Source organism: Colwellia sp. Bg11-28, assembly GCF_002836245.1.
Lineage (GTDB): Bacteria > Pseudomonadota > Gammaproteobacteria > Enterobacterales > Alteromonadaceae > Colwellia > Colwellia psychrerythraea_A.
Window position 1 is genome coordinate 447,243 of record NZ_PJBA01000006.1, and the last position, 20,656, is coordinate 467,898.

Below are 20,656 nucleotides of genomic sequence, written 5' to 3' on the forward strand. Positions count from 1 at the left end.
GTTTTCTTAAGTGAATAAATTATATGTGTTTTCAATAGCTTGTTTTATTAACAAAGTACCGAATGTAAAAAATAGGGCGGCTGATATTTTATTAAAGATATAAGTGAGCTTTTTAAGGTCAATTGATTTTGCTATACGTGTAAAAACGTATGTATATATGCTATGCACAATAATTACATTGAATGAGAATATTAGTGATAAGAGAGCAGGTTTGTGAAAGCTAATTGTTTTAGTATCTAGGTATAAAGGAAATATAAAAATAAAAAATGCAAGAGCTTTAGGGTTCAATAAGCTGATCAATATTCCATGCTGAAATAAATTAAGCTGTGTGTCTTTTTTATGCTCTTTTTGCATGCTCTTTTGCCAACTGTTAAATGATAAATAGAAAAAATACAGTGATCCAGTAACGCTAGTTATCAGAAGAGCAAAGTCTAATATATTTGCTGCAAAAATAAGGAGCAACGTGGCACATACTGCTACAAGTAAAATGCCAGTAGCAACCCCTAAAATCCCGCTAAATGTTTTAGTTAATCGGTAATTCAAGGTGTTATTAATTGTAAATAATACCGCTGTACCTGGGCTTGAAACCGTGATTAACGACAAAATAAAAAAGCTGATAAAGTATGTGTTCATTTTTTCTCCGACTCGTTTACGTAGCTAGTCTATCTTGCTAGCATGAAATGATTAATAGTGTTTAAGTGTTAACAGTTTTTACTGAGGGTTTATAGTGGATAGAATGAAAGCAATTGATATCTTTATTGCTGTATGTCGGGAAAAGAGCTTTTCTAAAGTTGCTAATGAATTTGACTTATCACCAACGATGGTAAGTAAATACATTGATTTTTTAGAAAAAGAGGTGAATGTAAAGCTTTTGAGTAGGAGTACACGAGGTCAAAAACTAACAGAGGCAGGTGAGTTGTATTTGAGTAAAGCGGCAAAGTTATCTGCACAATATCAACAACTGATGCATGAGATGGAATATTTTTCAGGAGAGCCTCAAGGTCGCATAAAAATAAATGCTCCTGTGACGTATGGCACATACCAGTTAACTTATCTCATTAGTGATTTTATGGATAAGTATCCTGATATTCATATTGATTTAGATCTTTCGGATTCATTGTCTGATGTACTGTTGGATGATTTTGATATGATCTTTAGAGTCGGTGAGTTAAAGGATGCATCTTATATCTCTAAAAAAGTCGATGAGCAACAACTCATATTTTGTGCTTCTCCTGCATATTTAAAAGATTTTGGTATACCAAATAACATTAATAATCTTGAAGCACATCTATTTTTGGGATTTAAACCTTGGCAAACACACTCTAGGTTGAAAAGAGAATTTCAAATAGAATCATTACGGATTGAAGATAGTAAATTTGTGAGTAATAGTGGTAATTGCTTAAGAGTTGCAGCTTGCCAAGGTAAAGGAATAATTCTTCAACCATCTTCACTGCTTAAAGAGAACCTAGATAATTCCACCTTGATTAGAATATTAATTGGAGAAGAACCTAACCCACGACCAGTTCATTTACTCTATCCAGCTAAAAAACAATTACCTCTCAAGATACGATTGTTTATTGATTTTGTTTCAAACTATCAGAGGTAACTGCATTTGCAGTATTTTAATTTTATCATTGCGAGATTAAAACAACTATCTGTCCAATCGTAGGTTATAAATTAATTTTATTTACCTTTTTAATTCTTGTATAATTCTCAAAAATAACCAGTTATTTCCTTTAGTGTTTACACTAAGTTCTAATTTTACTTTTATAGATAAGTCTTTGATTTCTAATAAACTTCCCGTTACTCCTATGCTCGATTGGACTTAAACTTCCATTTATCCTGACCTAAAGATACTAATGGAGCACCATAGGAACCCTTAATAAAAAATTAAGATAAAAAGGGCCCCAAATTACTCACCCACTTCATAGCTAATTCCGATAATTTCATCTCTCATTGTAAGCCTCTTTATAAATATCAATTAGATACTAAAACTAATGTTTTATTGCTGAGCTTATGTTCCCTTGGTGCGCTAAGCAGACTTTAGCGAGAACTTTTTTGCCTTATATTTTCTAATGAATTACGTCTGTTTTTTACTGTTTTTATGTACAGTTTGAAAAGTAGTACCACCTTTTGAGAGAAAGAAGGCATAACTGATTCTTTCAACTTATAGTACAAGTACCTTGTACTTGTTAATTCCTTGAAAATCATTCGATTAACCGTTATTGTTGAGCGCAATGAATTATGAAAGGAGGCATGGTGCCTTGTTTAGGTAAGGCACCATGCCTCCTAATAAACTGTTATATGCTATTGCGAATTTGGAGTTTTCGGTGAATAAGTTTAAGAATATTTTAGTGCTTTGCATTTTAACTATTTCGGTAGTTGGTTGTTCGAGTTACAACTCAAAATATAACAATAAAGCCCTCTTACTTAACGAGGGGGTAATTATAGTTTCTGTTGTTAACAAGTTTAATTCAGATCCATTAGCTCCCCATGTTCTTTTTAATAAAAGCTCAGAGTGTGTTGGTTTTGTTGCTCTTGCTGAATCTGACATCAATTATGTAGAAGATGATAAGGTAGTACATTTGAATGTATTAAAATTACCAGAGGGAAATTATACAAACCACAATTGGGGCTTGTACTACAATGGCCCTCCTACTTGGGGCAGATATTTACGTCCTCAAGACCCTTATGAATTAAATATTAAGGTAAAGGCTGGTGAAGCTTTATATTTAGGTAGTTATCAAGCCACCACTAATGGATTAATCATTAAAGATAACTCGGAAAAAGACTTAGCTTTAGCTCGTGAACGTTTTCCTAATTTAAACTTAATTCCCCAAAAAACTGAGTTTGTAAAAATTGGAAAGTTTAAAGGTTACAAAGAATGTAAATAGGCGCACATAACAAGCTGTTAAATCAGGACAAAATACAGTTGGCTGTTTTCGTTCCTCAACATTTTAGCCAACAATATTTTGCCCATTAACGAGGGCGTTAGGTTTAAAATGGAATTTGCTAAACTTTTAATACTTTCAATATTCTTACAGCTAATATCTAGTTGTGCAGTTGTAAGTTACTCCACTGGTAGTGCTGTAAGTCTAAGCAAAGAATCTGACTTTGATCCAAGTAAAACCTATACATATTATGATGATGCTGTGTCTCGTGAGCTAAAGTTTGGTGAATTTGAACTTCGAGTTATTCCATACAATACTTTAACAACAAGTAGTCACTCTGAACTGTTGTTCATCCCTTTTGAAGAAAGAGGACAGTTTAAAGGCTCTATTGGCGAAAGACCTTTTCAGATTAGTATTAGCCTAAAGGGTGAGAAGAATAAAATCACATTTTACCCATTTAAATCAATACTAAGTGATGGAGCCAAATTAGATGTTGTAAAATGGCGAGATCCAAAACCAACTTGCGTATACAATTATACTGACTGGAGTGTTTTAGAGTCAGGTGCTTTTCACGTAGTCAAAGACAGGCTAAGAAATCAAGAAGAAAGTTGTATGAAACCAGGTTGGGTTGAATATTTACTCGTATTCGATTCGGAAACTCCAAATCCCAATTCTAGATTTAGTTTAGATTTAACCTTTAAAAATAGTGAAACCAATGCGTTAATAAAAAAGAAACTGTTCTTTAGTCCTGCTAAGTATATTTCTACTCAGACGCATTAAACCTAACAAGAAATTAAACAAGGACAAAAAAAGTTGGCTTTTGCTCTTTCGTCGCTTATTTTAGCCAACCATTTTTTGCCTGTTAATTAGGCGTAATCGATACAAAATCTAATCTGAATCATTGTTTATCGTTTATTAGCTAATGTCAGCAAAGTGGCATAAGTGAACCTTAGAAAATCATTCAAAAAAACATCATGAAATTATTATGGGCTTAAGTCTGCTGAGTGGCAATAGTGACGGTTAGAACTTTCTCTCATAGTAACTCTCCATGAAAGATATTCTCTTTATGAGTGATGTATCCCACATACATACCTAAAACACTTATCATTAAAAAAGTAAAACAAACCCCATTAATGATGATTAAAATTTCTGAAGTGTTATAAATTTTTTGATAGGATGTATTTTACTAATTCTCAGGTTGCCGTGGATTCTCATTTTAATTGTCAGTGATCAAAAATTTTGTCATTTTTGTATCCTTGTGCATAAACGTACTTCTGGTACAATCAGTCATAATCATCCCCCTATTTACACATATCATTAGGTAATTATCATCAATGGTCATAAAAGCTAAAAGCCCAGCAGGATTTGCGGAACAATATATCGTTGAGTCTATTTGGAATGGTGGTTTTCCTCCTGGATCTATATTGCCAGCTGAACGCGAACTTTCTGAACTTATCGGGGTAACTCGAACTACTCTGAGAGAAGTATTGCAGCGATTAGCTAGAGATGGTTGGTTAACTATTCAGCATGGTAAACCAACTAAAGTAAATGATTTTTGGGAAACATCTAGTTTAAATATTCTGGAAACCTTGGTGCAATTAGATCAAGATGGAATTCCAGATTTAGTTGATAATTTATTATCTGCGCGTACCAATATAAGTGCAATTTATATTCGCGCTGCATTAAAGAATAACCCCAAAAAAGCTATCGAATCATTAGAAGCCTACATTGATGTTGAAGATTCTGCAGAGGCATTTTCACAATTTGATTATCAACTAAATAAAGATTTGGTTATAGCTTCAGGTAATTCAATATATTTATTAATATTAAACGGTTTAAGTGGTTTATATTCTCGCATAGGTAATTTATATTTCGCTAACCCTAAGGGCCGTGAAATATCGATAAATTATTACAAAAAGTTAATAGAGTTGGCCAAAGCAGAAAAATTTGATGAAGCAATTTTTGCTGTTCGTCAAAATGGTATTGATTCCGGTCTACTTTGGAGTGACCTCAAGGATGAAGTGTTACAAGAGCTCTCAGAAGATTAACGTTTAATTTAGACAAATAACTAGTAAAAAAACCAAAAAAGAAGACGATTTTAATCGTCTTCTTTTTTTTGTGGGCAACTAGCAATGATTTTATCCTCACCTGATATGTCTTCTTGAATAATTTTAACGTCAAAGTGCCATAAATAATGTAAGTGTTTTAATACCTCATCTTTAGAGTTACCCAGTTTAACGTCGTTATGTGGCGTATAGCGGAGTGTTAACGCTCTGTCACCATCAATATTAGCATCAACTATTTGGATATTTACTTCAATATTACTGAGGTTATACTGATTGGCCAAATTGTGACGTACTTTTTTATATCCTTGCTCATTATGAATAGCACCAATTTCAACATAATTATTATCACTATCATCATGGATGTGAAATAGTTTAAAATCACGTATTAATTTTGGCGATAGATACTGACTGATAAAACTTTCATCTTTAAAGTTTTCCATGGCAAAATGTAAAGTATCTACCCAGTTACTCCCTGCTATTTCAGGAAAATATTCTCTATCTTCTTCTGTCGGGTGTTCGCAGATACGCCGAATATCAATGAACATATTAAAACCTAAAGCATAAGGGTTTATGCCTGAATAATATTTACTATTATATTCGGGCTGCGCAACAACATTAGTATGGCTATGTAAAAACTCCAGCATAAACTTATCAGTCACTAAGCCTTCATCGTATAAGTGATTTAAAATAGTGTAATGCCAAAAACACGCCCACCCCTCGTTCATTACTTGAGTCTGTTTTTGTGGATAAAAATACTGAGATATTTTTCTTACAATTCTGACTATCTCTCTTTGCCAAGGTTGTAATAGAGGCGCATTTTTTTCAATGAAATATAAAATGTTTTCTTGGGGCTCTTTAGGGAATTTATACTTATTATCTTTATCTTGCTGCTCTTTTTTAGGAACCGTACGCCATAGTGCGTTTACTTGTGACTGTAAATACTCAGCACGTTCAGATTGTCTTTTAAGCTCTTCATCTAATGATATTTTTTGTGGTCGTTTATATCGGTCGACACCATGGCTCATTAAAGCATGACAAGCGTCTAACGTGGACTCTACTTCACTAATGCCGTATTTTTTCTCACATTGAGCGATATAATTTTTTGCGAATAACAAATAATCAATAATAGAGCTAGCATCAGTCCATGACTTAAATAAGTAATTACCCTTAAAAAACGAGTTATGGCCATAACAAGCATGTGCCATGACGAGGGCTTGCATAGTAAGCGTATTTTCTTCCATGAGATAGGATATGCAAGGGCTTGAATTGATGACTATTTCATAGGCTAAGCCCATTTGGCCACGTTTATAGTTTTGTTCTGTTTGAATGAATTTTTTACCAAAGGTCCAGTGACTATAACCAATGGGCATACCTACGCTAGCATAAGCATCCATCATTTGTTCTGCAGTGATGACTTCTATTTGGTTAGTGTAAGTATCAAGACGGTAAAAGTCTGCAACTCGGGCAATTTCATGCTGATATTGCCCAAGTAAATCAAAGGTCCAGTCAGGAGTATCATCTAACGGAGTTACGTCTGCTTTTTGAATTTTTTCATTTTGATAATTTGTCATCAATCACCCCTTCACTCTGTTAAGCTGCACTTTTTGTATTTTTTTTGAAAAACTTTCTAAACACAGGATAAATATCAGCAACAGATTTTATGTGCTGCATAGCAAAGTTAGTATGAGATTCTTCCACTTGTTGATAGTGCTTCCAAAGTGTCTGGTGGGCTCGTTGGGTTATTTCGATATAACTAAAATATCGACTTTTAGGCAATATTTGCTGTTCTAAAAGTGCCTGACATCGAGGAGAGTCGTCTGCCCAGTTATCACCATCTGATGCTTGGGCACCATAAATATTCCACTGGTTGTCATTATAACGTTCAGTGATTATGTCATTCATAAGCTCTAGAGCACTTGATGCAATGGTTCCGCCCGTTTCTTGCGAATAAAAGAACTCATGCTCGTCAACCTCTTTAGCCTGCGTATGGTGTCTTATATAAACAACATCAATATTCTTATAGGTACGGCTAAGAAATAAATAAAGTAAAATATAAAAGCGTTTAGCCATTTCTTTGGTTGCTTGATCCATAGAGCCAGATACATCCATTAAACAAAACATAACCGCTTTTGAAGTAGGAACTGCTTGCTTGGCATAATTACGAAACCTTAAATCAAAAGTATCAATAAAAGGAACCTTAGATATTTTATTTTTTAAGGTTTCAATTTCAGCGATTAAGTCTCGTTTTCGTTGAATATTGTCGTGTTTATCATTATTTAAAGCCTGTAGCTCTAGTTCAAGTACTTTTATCTGTTTGCGCTTTGAAGCTGTCATCGCTATACGGCGGGCAATTGATCCTTGTAATGATTTGACAATATCTATATTTGAGGCAACACCTTCAGCACAAAAGCCGCTACGAACTGTTTTATACTCAATTAATTTGTCTAATTGATTTCTTTCAAGATTGGGTAACTCTAAATCCTCAAAAAGAAGATTTAAGTACTCTTCTTTAGAAATTGAAAAAGTAAAGTCGTCTTCTCCTTCACCACTATCACTTGCATCGCCTTGGCCTCCACCTTGACCTTGCTGTTTTGGCGGACGAGGTATCCTATCACCAGTAGAAAACTGATCATTTCCAGGGTGAACTCTATCTTTTACACCACCATCACCTTGGTGAAAGGTGGGTTCAGATAGATCTCTGTTTGGAATGACTATGCTTTCACCAGAATCAATATCTGTCACACCACGTTGATTTATGGCATCGGAAACAGATTTTTTAATTTGATTTTTATAGCGTCTTAAAAAGCGTTGACGGTTAACCGTACTTTTATTTTTACTATTAAGACGTCTATCAATAAAGTTGGTCATACGTTCTCCTTATCTCTTTTACTGTACATAGCCGATACCATTCAAAATGCAGGAAAAGTCATTTACAACTCATCATAGAAGGTTATGAGTAATCCTATTTCATTACTGTGCCTGCAACTGAAATGGCTCACAAACTTTTAAACATGCATCTTGCTCGGTAACGGGTATATATCCTTTTTTGTTAGAGATACAACTTAAGAGGACTTTCTAACCCGTAAATACCATTCAGACAATAAGCGCACTTGCTTTCTGGTATAGCCTTTTGTCATCATTCGTTTAACAAAATCATCGTGCTTTTGTTGGTCATCTGTTGATGTTTTAGCATTAAAAGAAATAACGGGTAGTAAATCCTCAGTATTGGAAAACATTTTTTTCTCAATCACCGTTCTAAGCTTTTCATAACTTGTCCAAGCTGGATTTTTACCATTATTATTAGCCTTTGCTCGCAGTACAAAGTTCACTATTTCATTACGGAAATCTTTTGGATTGCTAATACCTGCAGGTTTTTCAATTTTTTCTAATTCATCATTCAATGATTGTCGATCGAATAATTGACCTGTTTCAGCATCTCTATATTCTTGATCTTGAATCCAAAAATCTGCATAAGTAACATAACGGTCGAAAATATTTTGCCCATACTCGGAGTAAGACTCTAAGTAGGCGGTTTGAATTTCCTTCCCTATGAATGCTATATATTCCGGCGTTAAATAATCTTTGATAAATTCTAAATAGCGTTCGGCGATTTCTTTAGGTAGTTGCTCTCGTTCAACTTGCTGCTCTAATACATAAAACAAGTGAACTGGGTTTGCTGCTACTTCAACGCTATCGAAGTTAAATACCCGTGACAGAATTTTAAAAGCAAATCGAGTTGATAGCCCTGACATACCTTCATCAATGCCAGCATAATCACGATACTCTTGATAGGATTTTGCTTTTGGATCGGTATCCTTAAGCGTTTCACCGTCATACACACGCATTTTCGAATATATACTTGAATTGACGGGGTCTTTTAAACGAGATAATACAGAGAATTGTGCAAGTATATCTAAGGTGTCTGGTGCACACTGCGCAGTTTTTAATTCACTGTGCTCAAGTAGTTTTTTATAAATGTTAACTTCTTCAGAAACGCGCATGCAATAAGGCACTTTAACTATATAGACTCGGTCTAAGAATGCTTCGTTGTTTTTGTTATTTCTGAAAGTCTGCCATTCGGATTCATTTGAATGGGCGAGTAAAATACCGTTGAAAGGTAATGCTGAAAGCCCTTCTGTAGGATTATAGTTACCTTCTTGGGTAGCTGTTAGTAATGGGTGTAGCACTTTAATAGGCGCTTTGAACATTTCAACAAATTCCATTAAGCCTTGATTTGCACGACATAAAGCACCTGAATAGCTATAAGCATCGGCATCATTTTGAGCAAAATGTTCAAGCTGTCTAATATCAACTTTACCAACGAGTGCCGAGATGTCTTGGTTGTTGTCATCACCCGGTTCGGTCTTAGCTATAGCAATTTGATCTAAAATGGATGGGTAAACTTTTACTACTTTAAATTGGGCAATATCACCTTTAAATTCATGTAAGCGTTTCGCAGCCCAAGGAGAAATAATATTGTTTAAATACCGCCCAGGAATATTGTATTCCTCTTTTAGAATCTTTCCATCTGAATGAGCATCAAATAAACAAAAGGGATGATCATTAACAGGGCTACGTACACCATTTGCGCTTAAAACATAAATGGGTTCTTGTTGCATCAAAGACTTTAATTTTTCAGCAAGAGAAGATTTACCACCGCCAACCGGGCCTAATAAATATAAAATTTGTTTATGCTCTTCTAATCCTTGTGAAGCATGTTTTAAATAAGACACAATTTGCTCAATAGCTTCTTCCATGCCATAAAAATCAGCAAAAGCAGGATAGCGTTTGATAACTCTGTTGGAAAATATTCTGCTCAGCCTAGGATCGGTCGCGGTGTCGACCATTTCAGCCTCACCAATAGCCGTAAGTAAACGTTCGGATGCACTAGCATAAGCCAGATTATCTTCTTTACAAATAGTTAAGAATTCTTGTAAACCAAACTCTTCTTGTTGAGCTTGCTCATAGCGCGTTTGATAATGTTGAAAAATACTCATAACTACCTCCAAAAAAATACGATGCTATCCACTAAGATTAAAATAGTAAAAGCCAGCACTTAACAGCTTGCAAAGGTAAGGTAAAAAGCACTTGCTATATTTTAAGGTTAGTCGTTCTGGCTGATTTTGCTAAGGAAATTAGTAATTAAATTGTAACTAGTATGAAAAAGCCACATTAAGTTAACTCGCTAATTTCTAATTAATCAAAGGTGATTTAGTGCGTATTAGCTTTACCAGTAGGAAGTTAGAAACTTTAGCTGCAGATATTAAATTATACATGAGCAAATACTGCTTATTTCTGCAGTCAATCAAGCGACTGTTTATATTTCTTTACACTAAGCTGCGAGCCATAGTATAGGCTTGTTAGCAGTCAGTTATTTTTTTGTACAAAGACACGTACAACTTCTGTTACAACCGTCTTTTAAGCCTTGTCCTTAGAGGACTTTCGCTTTAATCATTTGCCCTAGATAATAGCTTTAAGACAGACATTGAATGAAAGAGAGATAACAATGACCGATAACAAAAACCCGTTAAAATTGTGTGGTATTGAATTTACTGAATATGCCACGCCAGACTCAGACTTTATGGAAAAAGCTTTTTATGGCTTTGGTTTTTCAAAAACTAAAAAAATGAAAGGACGTGATGTTGAATATTTTAATCAGAATGATATCCACTTTTTATTAAATAAAGAAAAAGTGGGTTTCTCTAAAGAGTTCGCTAAAAGTCATGGTCCTGCTATCTGTTCTATGGGCTGGCGCGTAGAAGACGCTAACTTTGCCTTTAACGAAGCGGTCAAGCGTGGAGCAAAATCTGCTGAAAATGAAGCAAACAAACTTCCATATCCCGCAATCTTTGGTATTGGTGATAGCCTTATCTATTTTATTGAAAATTTTGCTAAAACAGGTACTAACAAAGGCTTGATCTATGACACTGACTTTGAAGACATTGCTGAGCCAGTAATAGTTGAAGATAAAGGTTTCTTAGCGGTAGACCATTTAACCAATAATGTTTATCAAGGCACTATGCATAAATGGGCTGATTTTTATAAAGACGTCTTTGGTTTTACTGAGGTTAGATACTTTGATATTAAAGGTGTTAAAACCGCTTTGATTTCTTACGCACTTGCATCACCTTGTGGTAAATTCTGCATCCCAATTAATGAAGGGAAGGGCAGTAAAGATAACCAAATTGATGAATACCTTAATGAGTACAATGGTCCAGGTGTACAACATTTAGCTTTTATCACAGATGATCTTGTTGGCTCTCTTGATAAGTTAGATCGATCAATTGTTGATACACTTAATATCGTTCCTGAGTATTATGATGAAATTTTTGACCGCGTACCTTGGGTAAAAGAAGATAAAGCGCGTATTAAGGAACATCAAATTTTAGTTGATAGCCAAAGTGAAGACTCTTATTTACTGCAAATATTCACTAAAAATTTATTTGGCCCAATTTTTATTGAAATGATTCAACGTGTTGACGATCAGGGTTTTGGAGAGGGAAACTTTTCAACTCTATTTAAATCAATTGAGTTAAATCAAATGGAACGTGGCGTTTTATAAATAAACGTCCCAAACATCGTAAATTTAAAAGCCAACAAGCTCTATGAGTTTGTTGGCTTTTTATTTTTTGAAGCTAAGTTTTTAAGTCAGTATCATTTAGAAAGTTAGAACTTATTTACCCGTAGCTGATACGTTTAAGTCTTTTAAAATACCATCATGTAAGTTGTACACTACGCCATGCACTGTCGTATCTTGGTTATTTTTCCAGGCATTGACTAAGGTAGTGGTATTACAGATATTAGCGACTTGCTCCATAACATTAAGCTCACATAGTAAGTTAATACGTTCTGTTTCATCAGTCAATTTGTCCATTTCTTCTTTATGGAAACGGTAAACATCTTCTATGTGACGTAACCAATTGTCTATCAGACCATGACTCTTATTATCAAGAGCTGCACTAATACCACCACAACCGTAGTGACCACAAACAATAATATGTTGTACTTTCAATACATCCACAGCGTATTGAATAACAGATAAACAATTTAAGTCTGTATGAATAACTTGATTGGCAATGTTACGGTGTACAAAAACCTCTCCAGGATCCATGTTTAAAAGAGCGTTTGCAGGTACGCGGGAGTCAGAGCAACCTATCCATAAATATTTTGGTGATTGTTGTTCAGATAGTGCTTTAAAGAAGTTAGGGTCTTCTTTAGTGATTCTTTCTGCCCATTGTTTATTATTATCAAACAGGTGTTGGATTTTTGTCATAAGTTAAGTCCACATTGAGTAGTTAAATTCATGACATTTTATGTCATAGAAAAGGTAAGTAAAAGTAATTATTTGTAATGATAGTATCTATATACCCACTACCAATCAATATGCAGGTTTCAGAGTGCTTGGGTATAGTATAATAACGGCAATGATAATCTGATAGGTAAACGTTATGGCGAGTGCATGTGCCCTACATATTCTAGTAAAAACGGAAAAACTAGCGGTAGAATTAAAAACACAACTTGATAAAGGTGCTAATTTTGGAGCCCTTGCAAAGAAGCATTCACTTTGCCCATCTAAGAAAAAAGGTGGTGATTTAGGGGAGTTTCGTCGTGGGCAAATGGTTAAAGCATTTGATGATGTTGTTTTTAAAAGGCCCTTATTAAAAGTTCATGGACCTATAAAAACAAAATTTGGCTACCATTTAATAAAAACCTTATACCGAAGTTAATTAGTTAGATTGTTTATTCCTGATCCTTCTCTTCCTTTTCTAGTTCTTTATTACGCTTTTTAATATCGGCTAACTGCTCTGCAGTTAAATTGAACTTATGCGCTGATTTTTTTATTACTAAAATGCCTCCAACTATAATACCAATAGCGAGGGCTGTAATGATTATGGCTGTGATTGACATAGGTTATAATCCTTATTGGTAGTCGTTTTTTATCGCAATGAAGTGCGACATCATATTCTAATGAGAAGAGTGTGACTTACTGTTCACTTTCTTGATTACGTAATTTTGCCAGCTTTTGTAATTGTTTAGATTGCTCATGTAAGCTGCCACGTACTAAGGTTTCTCTGTCTTCTTCACGAATAAAATGAAAAGTAACTTTGTGGATAAATAGTTCGTTAGCTGCTTCAACCTCGATGACTTCACCATAGCAATATATAGCACAGTGACTTTCTAGCAGGAATATTTTAAGCTCAAGTAATTGGCCTATATTAAACGCCTTTGGAGTAACAAACTTAATGCCGCCGCCACCAAACTTTATCCCTTGGTATCTATGTTGTAACTCATCTTGCTGACTCAGAATATAGCCAATAAGTAAGTCAATTTTTTTTGATTGTTGATTAAGAAAACTAACAAGCTGAGAAGCACTGTTACCTATGCCTTGTAATGATCGTAAAGCTGATTGATCTATTGTGCTCATATCAGTAGCGAGTTTGAAAGGCATAGGCATACTGGAAATAAATTTGTCATAACTGCAGTCGTCAGTATTATCAATAGGCAGGATATTTACCGAGAACTCATGTTCAATGGCAAAAAACTCATCATATTGTGCTAATTTTTGATCGAGAGAAAGAGTGCTCATGTTATTTATTTCCGTGTAGAAGATAGTGCTTTCATAAATAGTTGAAAGCATATTAATTAATGCAATAGCAGTACTTATAGTAGAGAATTGTAACTAACAATATCTCAGCGGCTATTTATCTCAGACAATGATAGTGACTGTGTTATGCTACAGAACAATCTAAATCAGTACCAGATAAAATAAAAATACCTCAATGTTTCAACCTATTAGTATCTTCATCGGGCTACGCTATAGTCGTAGTAAAAGCCATACAGGCTTTGTTTCTTTTATAACTTTCTTTTCCACTGTTGGTATTTTATTAGGGGTGGCTGCGCTTATAACCGTTGTTTCTGTAATGAATGGTTTTGAAGGCGAATTAAAGAAACGTATATTAGGTATAGTTCCCCACGTAATTGTTAGTGACTTTAGCACTATAGATACGGGTACTGACCAAGAGAAATCCTGGCAAAACTTACGTGAAGAGTTACTGACTCAACCCAATGTGCTGCGAGTAACACCTTTTCTTGAGAGTGAGGCTCTGATCCAATCAACTAAAGGGCTTCAAGGTGTTTTAGTTCAAGGTATCATGCCTAAATTTGAACAAAAAAATATCGTAAGTACTCATATGGTTGCTGGTAGTATGGAGAATCTCTCGACACAAAGTTATTCTTTAGTCTTAGGGCAATCTTTAGCCAATAAATTACAGGTTTCTCTTGGCGATGAGGTTCGCTTAGTACTGCCTAATAAAAGTGTTTTTACTCCGATGGGGCGCATTCCGGTACAACGCGTTTTTACTGTTGCGGGTATTTTTCATATTGGTTCACAGGTTGATGATGCCATGGTTTACGTTGATAGTCGCTATGGTGCGAAATTACTCAGGCGAACGGGTGATGGTATTGATAAATTACGCCTATATTTAGATGATGCATTTAATGCCAAAACCGTAGTGAAAAACCTTGAGCAGAAGCAACAAAATACAGAGCATAGTAAAACACTCGATTCTATTAATTTTAGTACTTGGGATGAGAGCCAAGGAGCATTATTTTCAGCCGTGAAAATGGAAAAAAATATGATGTGGTTAATGTTAAGTTTAATCGTGGCTGTGGCTGCATTTAATATTGTTTCTGCGTTAGTGATGGTTGTTGTTGAAAAACAAGCTGAAATAGGCATATTGCAAACATTAGGTTTAGCGCGAATTGAGGTTATAAAAATATTTATCACTCAAGGTATGGTTAATGGCCTGTGGGGAGTTAGCTTAGGTGGACTTCTTGGCGTGATATTAGCGCTAAATTTGAACAGTATCTTGTTAGTGGTAGGGGTTAATTTATTTGGTTTTGGTATGCAAGACTTACCAATAAAACTTGAGTGGTTTGATGTGCTTACTATTATTTTATCTGCACTCGCAATGAGCTTTCTTGCCACACTTTATCCTGCATACCAAGCCTCGACTACTCAGCCAGCTCAGGTATTACGAAATGAATAAGGCCAAAAATTAATGAGTAAAGTATTACAATGTTGTCAGCTTTCTAAGTCATATATACAAGGTGACATCGAAACTAAGGTCTTAAATGACTTAGAACTAAGTGTTGATAAAGGAGAGTTACTTGCGGTAGTTGGGAGCTCTGGCTGCGGAAAAAGTACCTTTTTACACCTTGCCGGTGCATTAGACTCGCCAAGTTCAGGCAAGGTGCTTATTAATAATATTGATATCCATCAGTTGTCTGATAAAGAAAGAGCCAAATTTAGAAATGAACATATTGGCTTTATTTATCAATTTCATCACTTGATGATGGAGTTTAATGCTCAAGAAAATGTAGCGATGCCATTAATGATCCGAGGTGAAAAACCAAAGGATGCATTGTTAGCAGCTAAAGAAATGCTCGACCAAGTGGGTTTGTCTCACCGAATTGATTACCGACCTTCACAATTGTCAGGCGGCGAGCGTCAGCGTGTAGCAATAGCTCGTGCATTGGTGACTAAGCCATCTTTAGTGTTAGCTGATGAGCCTACCGGTAACTTAGATAGCGATACAGCGGAACAAATTTATCAATTGATTCGTAGTTTAAATAAAACAGCCCAGACAAGTTTTGTTATCGTCACTCATGATCTGGTCTTAGCGAATCGTATGGATAGGCAAGTAAAGTTAGTTCAAGGGCAACTAAGACCACTTTCGGATAACAGTGAGCAAGCATTACCTCCTACTTCAAGTATCACCGATCCTGCGAATAGCATTAAAGATAATGAATCTCAGGCAAATGAACGTCATGTTTAAACCGTTAAGTATTTTTTTAGGCTGGCGTTATGTCCGAGGTCGACACGGGAATGGTTTTTCGGCGTTTATCTCAGCTTCTTCTACTATCGGTATAGCTTTAGGTGTCACTGTGCTTATTGTAGTTCTTAGTGCTATGAATGGCTTTGAACGAGAACTATCTGAAAAACTTCTTTCGATAGTACCGCATGTTGAGTTAGTCAGCGTTAATGAGCCAATAAAAGATTGGCCAAAAAGTATTGAAAAAGTAGAAATAGAATCGTCAGTCATTGCGGCTGCGCCAGTTATTAAAATGACAGGAATGCTACAACACGGTTTAAAGCTCAAGGCCGTAGAGGTTCGTGGCGTAGATGCGAAACTTGAAAAGCAAGTATCAAGCATTGATGATTATATTATTGCTGGTGAGTGGCAAGCTTTAATGGCTAGTGAGTTAAATGAAAACACCATTGTTATTGGTAGTGGTGTGGCAACAAAGTTATCGGTAGAACTCGGTGATAAAATACAACTATTGTTACCACCACCTGGGGGAAGCAATGATGTTAAGCAAGTGTTTTCTGCGCCGATTACCCGTCAGGTAGAAGTGGTTGGTATTTTTAAATTTGGTGGCACAGTAGATGAAACGTTAGCTTATATCCCTCTGACGCTAGCCAGTGAGGTCATGGGATATAAAGAGAATGAAACACAAAGCATACGTTTAAAAGTTACTGATGTTTTTTCTGCGCCTAAAATTGCCCGACAGGTCGCCTATAATTTCGACCACTATGTTTATATTAATAACTGGACTCGAACCCAAGGACATTTATTTAATGACATTCAACTAGTGCGTATGGTGATGTTTATTGTCTTGGTGTTAGTTATCGGAGTGGCTAGTTTTAATATTGTTTCAACCCTTATTATGGCGGTTAATGAAAAACAAGGTGATATCGCTATTTTAAAAACTATGGGAGCAAGCTCAAGTACCATTATGCTGGCTTTTATTGCACAAGGTCTGGTTAATGGTGTTGTAGGCAGCTTGTTAGGCGCTATGTGCGGTGTTTATTTAGCTTTAAACCTTACCGATATTATTAGCACGCTAGAGCAGTTAATGGGAATTACCTTCTTGTCTGGCGATGTGTACTTTATTAACTACTTACCCAGTGTTCTTCATGCGAGTGATGTGTATATCACAATTATTACCGCACTCATTATGAGCCTTTTGGCAACGTTATATCCAGCATGGCGAGCGACTAAAATAGAACCTGCGCAAGTGCTAGGTCAGTTATAACTACCGCGATTCATCCTACTTCAATAAAAAGCTAATCCGCTAAAAAAAACTCAAAAAAAAGCCCGCAAACTAAGTGCGGGCCAACTATAACATCAAGTTGATATAAGGAAATTACATTCCAAGAAACATGTCAGAGAGAAAAGATAGTAAGCTATCATTTCGGAGTAATCATAGTTAATGATGTCTCCGTAAGAGTACGAAGTAAAACATCATTGCGCTAACTCAGAAAACAAAACCATCATAATAGTCTTTATTTACTTCGACAAACTAAAAAAAATGCATCTTTCGCATTATAAAAACTAATGCGAAGAGGGCTAAGGGGTTAGGTTATTAATAAAATGAATAACTATTCGTTTTTTTTCATTAAGCCCAGTTTAATAGGGTTTCAGACTGAATTTTTATACATAAGTTGATTTTTATTTAAATGTGGCTCAGTCTATTTACCTCAGCGTACCTATTAATTATTTTTAGATTGTTTTTCAGAATCAGAAAATATAATGTAAATAATATATGCCGTTCTCCCCGTATAAATCAAAAAATGATCCTAGATGATAAATTGGCTAGAGAACTTTTATGTTTAGCTGTTTAGATCAAGTAGTGATTTTGGTGGATTTGTACATTTGAATATTGCTAGTGAGAAAGACGCTGGAGTGTTTTTGCAGTTAAGTAGAATATTTTGTTTAGAGAAGACCTAACAAAGATCAGAAACCTTTGCTAAGTCTGCATAAATTTTGTCTTTACGAGCTAAAGTTAGCTTGAGCAAAATCCCAGTTAGCTAATGCCCAAAAACCGTTAAGGTAATCAGGTCTTACGTTACGGTAATCAATGTAGTAAGCATGTTCCCATAAATCTACAGTAATAAGTGGCGTAACACCTTCGTCAGTCAATGGTGTTGCTGCATTTGAAGTATTAACGATAGCTAAACTGCCATCGGCATTCTTTACTAACCAAGTCCAGCTAGAGCCGAAGTTGTTGATAGCACTATCAGTGAATTTAGCTTTAAACTCAGCAAAAGAACCAAAGTTACTATTGATTGCAACTAATAAATCACCTGATGGTTCACCACCAGCGTTTGGACTTAAGCTATTCCAATAAAAAGTATGATTCCATATTTGTGCTGCATTATTAAAAATTCCAGCTGAAGACGTTTTAACAATCTCTTCTAAGCTTTTATTTTCAAATTCAGTTCCGCCAATTAAGCCATTAAGCTTAACTACATAAGTATTGTGATGCTTTCCGTAATGGAATGATAACGTTTCTGCTGAAATGTGCGGTTCTAATGCGTTTTGCTCGTAAGGTAATGCTGGTAATTCAATGGACATTATACTCTCCTAATTGTAATTCTAATTTTTAACCAAAAATGGGTGTGTTTTTATATAAACTTGAGTAAAATACTCAAGTATTATTTATATATAGGTATTGTGAAGGCTACTTTCAAGGCTATATATTTTAAAATCAATAGCTAAGCTATTTATATAATAGTACTTATTCTATTACCTTGTATTGAAAAGAGTTGATAATTTGTTTTTTATCTCCATATGTAAGGTATCTGAGTGCAAAAGAATAGAATAAGTATTAATTAAGAGAGGGTATTATGGATACAATTGAGCGCATTAAAGAACAAATTAGCGAAAATACGATCTTGCTATATATGAAAGGGTCTCCTAAATTACCAAACTGTGGCTTTTCATCACAAGCATCACAAGCATTAATTTCTTGTGAAGAAAAATTTGCTTATGTTGATATTTTACAGAACCCTGATATTCGTGCAGAATTACCTAAATATGCTGATTGGCCAACCTTCCCGCAATTATGGGTTGACGGCGAGTTAGTAGGTGGCTGTGATATTATTATGGAAATGTTTCAACAAGGTGAATTACAAACCTTAGTGAAAGCTGCCGCGGCAAAAAATGCATCAGCAGAAGATAGTTCAGCAGACGCATAATAAATATTACTTAACTAATTGATTTTATATACCTGTTACCATTTTAAATTCAGCTTTAACCATGAATTTTGATTGGTAACGAGTATTTATCTGCCACAAATTTTGTTGGCAGAAAATTAAACTTTTTTAACATAAAGATAAATGGAGCATAAAATGAGCGTATTAGTTGGTCGTCAAGCACCAGACTTCACTGCTGCAGCAGTATTGGGTAGCGGTGAGATTGTAGATAGCTTTACATTAAGCGAAGCAATTAACGGTAAAAAAGCAGTAGTATTTTTCTATCCTTTAGATTTTACTTTTGTTTGTCCATCAGAGTTATTAGCTTTTGATCACCGTATGGAAGAATTCAAAAGCCGTGGCGTAGAAGTTATTGGTGTTTCAATCGATTCACAATTTTCACATAACGCATGGCGTAACACTCCAGTAAATGACGGTGGTATTGGTCCAGTACAATACACTTTAGTTGCTGATACTAAACATGAAATTTGTAAAGCATACGATGTTGAACATCCAGAAGCTGGTGTTGCATTCCGTGGTTCTTTCTTAATTGATGAAGAAGGCAACGTACGTCACCAAGTAATTAACGATTTACCACTAGGTCGTGATGTTGATGAAATGATACGTATGGTTGACGCACTTCAATTCCACCAAGACCATGGCGAAGTTTGTCCTGCTGGTTGGAACAAAGGTGATAAAGGTATGACTGCTTCTCCAGAAGGTGTTGCTTCTTACCTTACTGATAATGCAGATAAGTTATAATTTTTCCTGACTTTTTTAGTTAATCGCGTAAGTTGATTAACTAACATGCAAAAAAAAACCGCGAAAGCGGTTTTTTTATATCTAAATTTTAGTTTGTTGTTTAGTTGTTAGACTTCTGTTTCTTCAACAGCTAACGGCCAACCACCTAATGCTCGCCACTTATTAACGATATGACAAAATAGTTCAGCTGTTTTTTCAGTATCATATAAAGCACTATGTGCTTCGCTATTGTTAAAGTCTATTTTTGCAGCGATACATGCCTTTGCTAAAACGGTTTGCCCTAGCGCAAGACCGGCAAGCGTTGTAGTGTCAAAACTAACAAAACTATGAAAAGGGCTGCGTTTAATCTTACAGCGCTCGGTAGCGGCATTTAAAAAGCCTAAATCAAAGGCTGCATTATGCGCAACAATAATAGCTCGCTGACAACCTGCAACTTTCATTTTCTTTCGAACCAATTTAAAAAGATCTTTTAGTGCTTCATCTTCATCAACTGCACCGCGTAACGGATTTGTTGGGTCTATACCGGTAAATTCCAACGCTTTAGGTTCAAGGTTTGCACCTTCAAACGGCTCAATGTTAAATTGTATTGTTTCATCGATAGAAAAATCACCGGTGTCTTCATCTAAATGTAACACTGAGGCTGCAAGTTCAAGTAAGGCATCTGTTTGGGAATTAAAACCGGCTGTTTCAACATCAATAACAACGGGAAAGTAACCGCGAAATCTTTGAGAAAATTTGCTTTTTACTTTTTCAGAATTAGGATTGCTTTTTTGCTGGGTATCTATAGAGCTTGATTCAGACATTAGTCACTAAGTATTATAGGTTTAAATAATGCCGATTATTATCGCAGAAAGTTTATTTAAAAACGACAATGAAGATGGCTTATCAGTCATTAA

Annotated in this window: 20 protein-coding genes; 11 read left to right on the top strand and 9 right to left on the bottom strand. The window is 35.3% G+C overall.

The genetic code is table 11. The features are described from left to right. Positions 1-6: 6 nt before the first annotated feature. Entirely contained in the window at positions 7-633 is a 627-nt protein-coding gene (locus tag CXF79_RS08910; RefSeq protein WP_101154685.1) for a LysE family translocator, read from the bottom strand. A gap of 103 nt (positions 634-736) precedes the next feature. Here CXF79_RS08910 and CXF79_RS08915 point away from each other — a divergent pair, with 103 nt between their 5' ends. The 4 genes from CXF79_RS08915 to fadR all read left to right on the top strand — a co-directional run bounded on the left by CXF79_RS08915 (position 737) and on the right by fadR (position 4,939). Beyond that, positions 737-1,606 carry a LysR family transcriptional regulator gene (locus CXF79_RS08915; RefSeq protein ID WP_101154686.1) on the top strand — a complete coding sequence of 290 codons (870 nt, stop codon included), beginning with the start codon at positions 737-739 and terminating at the stop codon, positions 1,604-1,606. Between the two features lie 676 nt (positions 1,607-2,282). Further along, positions 2,283-2,894 carry a hypothetical protein gene (locus CXF79_RS08920; protein ID WP_101154687.1) on the top strand — a complete coding sequence of 204 codons (612 nt, stop codon included), beginning with the start codon at positions 2,283-2,285 and terminating at the stop codon, positions 2,892-2,894. Between the two features lie 108 nt (positions 2,895-3,002). Next, positions 3,003-3,671 (top strand): hypothetical protein, encoded by a 669-nt coding sequence (locus CXF79_RS08925; RefSeq protein WP_101154688.1) that lies wholly within the window; start codon positions 3,003-3,005, stop codon positions 3,669-3,671. A gap of 554 nt (positions 3,672-4,225) precedes the next feature. Then, a complete protein-coding gene (gene fadR, locus CXF79_RS08930; RefSeq protein ID WP_011044248.1) occupies positions 4,226-4,939 on the top strand; it encodes a fatty acid metabolism transcriptional regulator FadR in 714 nt (237 codons plus the stop codon). A gap of 50 nt (positions 4,940-4,989) precedes the next feature. On the opposite strand, the gene CXF79_RS08935 is transcribed toward fadR, so the two are convergent. From CXF79_RS08935 to CXF79_RS08945, 3 genes are all read right to left on the bottom strand, one after another. Beyond that, positions 4,990-6,528, bottom strand: a complete 1,539-nt coding sequence (locus CXF79_RS08935; RefSeq protein ID WP_011044247.1) for a SpoVR family protein — start codon at positions 6,526-6,528, stop codon at positions 4,990-4,992. 19 nt (positions 6,529-6,547) lie between these two features. Beyond that, the gene (locus tag CXF79_RS08940; RefSeq protein WP_011044246.1) at positions 6,548-7,825 is read right to left on the bottom strand and encodes a YeaH/YhbH family protein; all 1,278 of its coding nucleotides are present in this window, start codon (positions 7,823-7,825) and stop codon (positions 6,548-6,550) included. A gap of 194 nt (positions 7,826-8,019) precedes the next feature. After that, a complete protein-coding gene (locus CXF79_RS08945) occupies positions 8,020-9,954 on the bottom strand; it encodes a PrkA family serine protein kinase (RefSeq protein ID WP_011044245.1) in 1,935 nt (644 codons plus the stop codon). A gap of 509 nt (positions 9,955-10,463) precedes the next feature. Between CXF79_RS08945 and hppD the strand changes: the two genes are divergently transcribed. Further along, entirely contained in the window at positions 10,464-11,519 is a 1,056-nt protein-coding gene (hppD, locus tag CXF79_RS08950) for a 4-hydroxyphenylpyruvate dioxygenase (protein WP_101154689.1), read from the top strand. Between the two features lie 111 nt (positions 11,520-11,630). Here the strand turns inward: hppD and can are convergent, their stop codons facing one another. Then, positions 11,631-12,230, bottom strand: a complete 600-nt coding sequence (can, locus tag CXF79_RS08955; protein WP_011044243.1) for a carbonate dehydratase — start codon at positions 12,228-12,230, stop codon at positions 11,631-11,633. Positions 12,231-12,405: 175 nt separating this feature from the next. Between can and ppiC the strand changes: the two genes are divergently transcribed. Beyond that, a complete protein-coding gene (ppiC, locus tag CXF79_RS08960) occupies positions 12,406-12,684 on the top strand; it encodes a peptidylprolyl isomerase PpiC (RefSeq protein ID WP_011044242.1) in 279 nt (92 codons plus the stop codon). Between the two features lie 13 nt (positions 12,685-12,697). Here ppiC and CXF79_RS08965 read toward each other — a convergent pair whose 3' ends face one another. Next, entirely contained in the window at positions 12,698-12,865 is a 168-nt protein-coding gene (locus tag CXF79_RS08965; RefSeq protein ID WP_101154690.1) for a DUF2897 family protein, read from the bottom strand. 76 nt (positions 12,866-12,941) lie between these two features. Then, positions 12,942-13,544, bottom strand: a complete 603-nt coding sequence (locus CXF79_RS08970; protein ID WP_011044240.1) for a PilZ domain-containing protein — start codon at positions 13,542-13,544, stop codon at positions 12,942-12,944. A gap of 193 nt (positions 13,545-13,737) precedes the next feature. On the opposite strand from CXF79_RS08970, the gene CXF79_RS08975 reads away from it, so the two are divergent. Genes CXF79_RS08975 through lolE form a run of 3 tightly spaced genes read left to right on the top strand, consistent with a single transcriptional unit; the run spans position 13,738 to position 17,056 of the window. Then, complete coding sequence (locus CXF79_RS08975; RefSeq protein WP_011044239.1) at positions 13,738-15,006, top strand: lipoprotein-releasing ABC transporter permease subunit; 1,269 nt, start codon at positions 13,738-13,740, stop codon at positions 15,004-15,006. Positions 15,007-15,018: 12 nt separating this feature from the next. After that, positions 15,019-15,795 (top strand): lipoprotein-releasing ABC transporter ATP-binding protein LolD, encoded by a 777-nt coding sequence (lolD, locus tag CXF79_RS08980; protein ID WP_101154691.1) that lies wholly within the window; start codon positions 15,019-15,021, stop codon positions 15,793-15,795. After that, the gene (lolE, locus tag CXF79_RS08985) at positions 15,788-17,056 is read left to right on the top strand and encodes a lipoprotein-releasing ABC transporter permease subunit LolE (RefSeq protein WP_011044237.1); all 1,269 of its coding nucleotides are present in this window, start codon (positions 15,788-15,790) and stop codon (positions 17,054-17,056) included. Before lolD ends, lolE begins: the two co-directional genes overlap by 8 nt. 737 nt (positions 17,057-17,793) lie before the next feature. Here lolE and CXF79_RS08990 read toward each other — a convergent pair. Next, positions 17,794-18,378 (bottom strand): Fe-Mn family superoxide dismutase, encoded by a 585-nt coding sequence (locus tag CXF79_RS08990; protein ID WP_101154692.1) that lies wholly within the window; start codon positions 18,376-18,378, stop codon positions 17,794-17,796. Positions 18,379-18,650: 272 nt separating this feature from the next. Between CXF79_RS08990 and CXF79_RS08995 the strand changes: the two genes are divergently transcribed. Further along, positions 18,651-19,001 (top strand): Grx4 family monothiol glutaredoxin, encoded by a 351-nt coding sequence (locus CXF79_RS08995; protein ID WP_101154693.1) that lies wholly within the window; start codon positions 18,651-18,653, stop codon positions 18,999-19,001. Between the two features lie 153 nt (positions 19,002-19,154). Further along, a complete protein-coding gene (locus CXF79_RS09000; RefSeq protein ID WP_011044234.1) occupies positions 19,155-19,760 on the top strand; it encodes a peroxiredoxin in 606 nt (201 codons plus the stop codon). Between the two features lie 107 nt (positions 19,761-19,867). Here the strand turns inward: CXF79_RS09000 and rnt are convergent, their stop codons facing one another. Beyond that, complete coding sequence (gene rnt, locus CXF79_RS09005) at positions 19,868-20,563, bottom strand: ribonuclease T (RefSeq protein WP_101154694.1); 696 nt, start codon at positions 20,561-20,563, stop codon at positions 19,868-19,870. Positions 20,564-20,656 lie beyond the last annotated feature (93 nt).

Bases quoted from the DNA above. Each gene is read 5' to 3' on its own strand.
- CXF79_RS08940 (WP_011044246.1), bottom strand. From the start codon at position 7,825: ATGACCAACTTTATTGATAGACGTCTTAATAGTAAAAATAAAAGTACG.
- CXF79_RS08945 (WP_011044245.1), bottom strand. From the start codon at position 9,954: ATGAGTATTTTTCAACATTATCAAACGCGCTATGAGCAAGCTCAACAA.
- CXF79_RS08935 (WP_011044247.1), bottom strand. From the start codon at position 6,528: ATGACAAATTATCAAAATGAAAAAATTCAAAAAGCAGACGTAACTCCG.
- can (WP_011044243.1), bottom strand. From the start codon at position 12,230: ATGACAAAAATCCAACACCTGTTTGATAATAATAAACAATGGGCAGAA.
- CXF79_RS08925 (WP_101154688.1), top strand. From the start codon at position 3,003: ATGGAATTTGCTAAACTTTTAATACTTTCAATATTCTTACAGCTAATA.
- CXF79_RS08995 (WP_101154693.1), top strand. From the start codon at position 18,651: ATGGATACAATTGAGCGCATTAAAGAACAAATTAGCGAAAATACGATC.
- CXF79_RS09000 (WP_011044234.1), top strand. From the start codon at position 19,155: ATGAGCGTATTAGTTGGTCGTCAAGCACCAGACTTCACTGCTGCAGCA.
- hppD (WP_101154689.1), top strand. From the start codon at position 10,464: ATGACCGATAACAAAAACCCGTTAAAATTGTGTGGTATTGAATTTACT.
- CXF79_RS08975 (WP_011044239.1), top strand. From the start codon at position 13,738: ATGTTTCAACCTATTAGTATCTTCATCGGGCTACGCTATAGTCGTAGT.
- ppiC (WP_011044242.1), top strand. From the start codon at position 12,406: ATGGCGAGTGCATGTGCCCTACATATTCTAGTAAAAACGGAAAAACTA.
- CXF79_RS08915 (WP_101154686.1), top strand. From the start codon at position 737: ATGAAAGCAATTGATATCTTTATTGCTGTATGTCGGGAAAAGAGCTTT.
- lolE (WP_011044237.1), top strand. From the start codon at position 15,788: ATGTTTAAACCGTTAAGTATTTTTTTAGGCTGGCGTTATGTCCGAGGT.
- CXF79_RS08970 (WP_011044240.1), bottom strand. From the start codon at position 13,544: ATGAGCACTCTTTCTCTCGATCAAAAATTAGCACAATATGATGAGTTT.
- CXF79_RS08965 (WP_101154690.1), bottom strand. From the start codon at position 12,865: ATGTCAATCACAGCCATAATCATTACAGCCCTCGCTATTGGTATTATA.
- fadR (WP_011044248.1), top strand. From the start codon at position 4,226: ATGGTCATAAAAGCTAAAAGCCCAGCAGGATTTGCGGAACAATATATC.
- CXF79_RS08920 (WP_101154687.1), top strand. From the start codon at position 2,283: ATGCCTCCTAATAAACTGTTATATGCTATTGCGAATTTGGAGTTTTCG.
- CXF79_RS08990 (WP_101154692.1), bottom strand. From the start codon at position 18,378: ATGTCCATTGAATTACCAGCATTACCTTACGAGCAAAACGCATTAGAA.
- rnt (WP_101154694.1), bottom strand. From the start codon at position 20,563: ATGTCTGAATCAAGCTCTATAGATACCCAGCAAAAAAGCAATCCTAAT.
- CXF79_RS08910 (WP_101154685.1), bottom strand. From the start codon at position 633: ATGAACACATACTTTATCAGCTTTTTTATTTTGTCGTTAATCACGGTT.
- lolD (WP_101154691.1), top strand. From the start codon at position 15,019: ATGAGTAAAGTATTACAATGTTGTCAGCTTTCTAAGTCATATATACAA.